Genomic DNA, 5063 nt, shown 5'->3' with positions numbered 1-5063 from the left:
TTAAATTTAAAAAAAATTATTTAAATTCATTAAAATTAAGATTAAAGTTTTTTAAATTTTTATTTCATAATTTTAAATTTAAAAAAAATTATTTTAATTCATTAAAATTAAGATTAAAGTTTTTTAATTTTTTTATTTATTTAAAATTTAAAAAAAATTATTTAAATTCATTAGAATTAAGATTAAAGTTTTTAATTTTTTTAAATTTTATAAAAAATTATTTAAATTTATTAAAATTAAGATTAAATTTATAAAAATTCTTTATTTTAATCAATTCTAGTTAAAAATTATTATTATTATTATTTAAAAAAATTAATTTTATTAAAATTTTTATTATTTATTAGTTTACGGTGTTTTTATGAAAAGTAAGGGATTAATTAAAAAAATAAGTTTATTATTTTTTATAATCTTAGTTCTTTGCATAATTCCTAGTTCATTTGCTATTGATTCAGATTCTGGCGATTTAGCCATTTCTGATTCATCAGATAATGGAATTGTCGAAGATCTAACAATTGATTCCCAAGTTGCTGTTGAAAAGTCTTCACAGTCTCTTGGTGAAAATGCTGTCTCCTCTGGAGACTCAAGTTCAAAGATACAAACAAACCTTTCAGATGATTATTATAATGATATAAAATCAGCTATTGAAAGTTCTGATGAGGAATTTACCATTTATCTTGGTGAAGGTACCTATTCAAATATAAAATCTGCAGATTACACTCTTGCAGAAGGTGAATCTAACACTAATTTAAGTTTCGACCACAAATACATAGTATTTGAAGGTGCAGGTCAGGATAAAACATTTATTGATGGAACTGAAACCGACTGGTTATTTAATTTCTCCAGTTCAAAGATTAGTTTTAAGGGCATTAGTTTCGTAAATGCCACTTCATTCAGTAGCGTTTATGGAGAGAAATGTGCTCCTGTAATATATTCGTCCTATTCCAATTTGACAATGGTCAATTGTACAGTTGCAAATAATAAGTTTAGCGGAGGTTCATTTTATTCCCAATCTCCTGTTTACTTTGAGGGAAGCTCCTGGAGTCCTTATGAGCTTAACATTGCTGATTGCTTATTTGCAAATAATTTCGCTTATCGTGGCGGAGCTTTATATATTGCTAGTGCATATGGAAATATTGTCAACACTGACTTCATTGCAAACAGTGCAGATAATGGTGGTGCGGTTCATCTTAACTTCAATAACCATAATATAACATTTGACAATGACAATTTTATCAACAACACTGCAGGTGGAGCGGCAGCAATCAACTCCTACTATGGAGGAAACTTCTCATTATTCAATTGCAAATTCATCAACAACACTGCAGATGAAGGTTCAGCTGCGGTTTACAGTAAGGATTATAACAGCCAATCCACTCAAGTCTACATTTACTTAAAAAACAACACCTTCATAAACAATATGGCTGGAGATATTGAAAGCAATATGATTACTGAAGGGGGAACCTATGACGGTCCAGGTCCTAATGTAATCGATTTGGAAGGAAATGCAGTTATAAATGTAAATGTGACTGAAATCACTTATGGTGATGATGAATATTTGCATATTGAAATAACAGACAGTGAAGGCTATGCAATCACTGATGAGAATATTGAAATTATCCTTAACGGAACCCATGAAAACTATTACATTTATGAATCCTTTGAAAACGGCAGCTATGACCTTTCATTGAAGGACTATGCCATTGGCGTTTATAATGTTACAATCACTCTTGTAAGTGACTTTTACTCTGCAATGCCTAAAAAGACCACTGTAAGAATCAGAGGGGACTATGACTTTACAGTTTTCTTTGACCCTGACCATGTGAACTTGCATGAAGGTGAATCCTATATCGTAAACGGTATTGTTGTGGATGAATACAATGAGGAAACAAGTCTCCTGAATGGTTTAAGCTATTGGATAATGTGGGAAACCTATGAAGGAGGGCACCGTTCCTTAACAGGACACACTGTTGATGGAAGCAAGATCAGCTTTGACTCCTCAATTTTGGAAATGATTCCTACAAAGGTCTATGATGTTGAAGTTGAGATTCAACTCGGTGATTACTACTATGATTATTACACAGCAACAAGCGGACACATCTACATTAATGTAAGCAAGGTTGTTCCTGAAAACCTAACCGATTTAGACATTATCTATGTTGATGCGGTAAATGGAAATGATGAAACCGGTAATGGAGAGGAGTCCAATCCTGTACAATCCCTTATTGTAGGATTTAATATAAATGATGAATTGGGAGGCGGAAGAACCATCTTTGTCAAGGAAGGAAACTATGAGATGTCAACCTATATCGTTAAGAATGATGTTAAGGTAATAGGTGAAAGCCAGGCAGGCGTAATCCTTTCCCAAACAAGCGGAACCAAGGGAATGTTTGAATTGGCTGAAGGATTGAATGTTGAATTCAATAACATGACATTCATCAACGGTTTCAACAACCCTATTCCTGGAGCTGCATTCTCCAACTACTATGCTTCCAGATTGGTCCTTAACAATTCAGAATTCTACAATAACACAGGTTGTTATGGTGGCGTAATCAACAATAACGACCAAGGTACTGTAATCATTGACAACTGTAATTTCCATGACAATCTTGCTCTTGACGGTGGTGTAATAACCGCTTCTGAAGGAAATATTTTCATTTACAATTCCAATTTTACAAACAACAAGGCTCAACGTTTATACGGTGAAATCCTAAGAAATGGAACCGGTGGAGCATTGGAAATCTATGGTGATACTAATACAGTTATTGTAAATTGTTTATTTGAGGGCAATCAGGCTCCTGAAGAGGAATCCACTGATGGTGGAGGTGCAATTGCGCTCAGTGTCACCGGAAGCACATTGATTGCAAATTCCACCTTTATTAATAACTATGCAGGTAGACGTGGTGGAGCAATTTGGGCGGTTTATGGTAATATTGACATCTATGGCTGTGTATTCATAAACAACACAGCTAAACAGGGAGGTTCTGTATTGGCAACCGAATACAATGAAGGTGCTATAGTCAATTTGACCAATTCAGTAATAATTACAAATGATACCGGCGGTGCTGTAATCTATGTTCTTGATGAAAGTGAGTCCAATGTAACTGCCAACAATAACTGGTGGGGATCAAACTCTGCACCATCCCTTTATAATGCAGATGTATCCTCAAGAATCTTGATGACATTGACAAATGATGAAGATGACAATATTGTTGTTGCTTTAAGTAAATTAAGTGATGGTGGAATATTTACAGGATATTTACCTGTAAGGGAAGTAATCTTTACCCCTACAGATAAGTTCGATGCAGCAGTTCTTGAAATGACTTCAAACACTCTTGTTGTAGAGTATCACGGTGATATTACAAGTGATGCAATCACTGCAACAATCGACAAGCAGACCTTGGTTTTAAACTACAACCATTATCCTGAAATCGATTCTGCAACCACAGTTGAGGATGTCAATGCATTAATCGGATCTCCTGCAATTATCACTGCAACTGTTGTCGCAGGAGATGTTAAAATAAATAACGGTACCTTAAGTTTCTATATAAACAATGAATTGATTGACACTGTAGATGTGGTGGAGGGTATTGCAAGCACTTCATACACTTCCCTCTCAGTTGGAGAATTTAACATAAAGGCTGTCTTTAATGGTGACAATACCTATAAACCAAGTACAGGTGAGGCAAGCTTAAACGTATTCGAGCAAAAGATAAGTAAATTTGATGTAAGCAAGGTCAATTTAATGATTGGAGAGAATTTCATTGCACAATTGATTGACAATGAGAATATGGCCATTGCAAATAAGACAGTCAAGATCACTGTCATTCCAAGGGATGGGGAAACTAGCCAATTTAATCAAACAACTGATGATAACGGTTCAATCTCCCTTGAATTAGATGCAGGAAGCTATACAATCAACTTATTGTTCAATGCTGATGATGACTATTTAGGATGCAAGTTAACTGTAAGTCTCATTGTTTCAAAATATGACACTGCAGTCTCCATAAGCAATGAAAATGGTTCTGATGAAGTTATTGTTAAATTGGTTGATGCTGATGGACAAGCGTTGGCTGATAAAAATATCAGTCTTTCCATTCGTGACGGTCATGGAAACTTAAATGTTTTGGATTTAGTGACTAAAGAGGACGGAACTAATAAAATTGCTCTTGAAAAGGGTAATTATTTCATCTTTGCAAGCTTTGCAGGAGACGATTATTATTCCCCTTCAAATGAGACTTTGGAAGTTTCCATATCTGATTCAGACAGTCCTATTGATAATGGAACAGACACAAACGGCACTGACACAAATGAAACAGACACAAACGGTACTGATACCAATGGAACAGATACAAACGGTACTGATACCAATGGAACAGATGATAATGGAACAGATACCAATATAACCGTTCTTGACGGCAAGGCAATTCAGGAAATGATTGACAATGCAAACCCTGGAGATATAATCACTCTTGGAAACCATGATTATGTCAATGTTTCAGATGTAAACATTACTAAAAACATCACTATTGTGGGAAGTGAAAACACTACAGTCACCGGTGCAGGTGATGGAAAGGCAATCTTTAATATTGTTCCAATATCACAGGGCGGACCTGAAGCTGTAACAATCAGCGGATTGACCATTTTGGCAAATGATGGTGAGGTAATTGTTCAAGCTGTCGCCGACAATGGAACAAGCCCTAATTTAATTGATGTTGCAAACATCAATATATTGAATAATACAATTGCCAAGGCAAATGAGGATGTTTACGCTGAATCAGTCACTGTATTGAAACTTGATTCTGAAAGAGGAAGTCTTGCACCTAGCAATGACTTGGTGGTTAGTGGAAACACCTTGGATTCAGGTATGGCTCCATTTGACTTTGATGTAACAAGCGCTACAAGCGGATCTGACGCCTATGTTCCTGCAGGCGGAAACATTCCGGAAAAGCTTGCAAGTGAAATCCTTTGTGCAAACATGACCACAAATGCAATCAACACTGTTCTTGACGGCAGAAATGGTGAATACTTCAATTTCCAATTGGTGGACTCCAATGGAAAGGCAT

The 5063-nt window shown here is 35.2% G+C and carries 1 protein-coding gene; it reads left to right on the top strand.

Annotation, left to right across the window (positions count from 1 at the left end; genetic code table 11):
* Positions 1-358: 358 nt before the first annotated feature.
* A partial coding sequence (locus Q0138_RS01915; protein WP_297980139.1) for an Ig-like domain repeat protein occupies positions 359-5063 on the top strand: 4705 nt, incomplete at its 3' end.

Source organism: uncultured Methanobrevibacter sp. (assembly GCF_937906425.1).
Taxonomy (GTDB): Archaea; Methanobacteriota; Methanobacteria; order Methanobacteriales; family Methanobacteriaceae; genus Methanobrevibacter.
The sequence above is the reverse complement of the archived record's forward strand: the minus strand, read 5'-3'. Positions and strand labels throughout refer to the sequence as shown.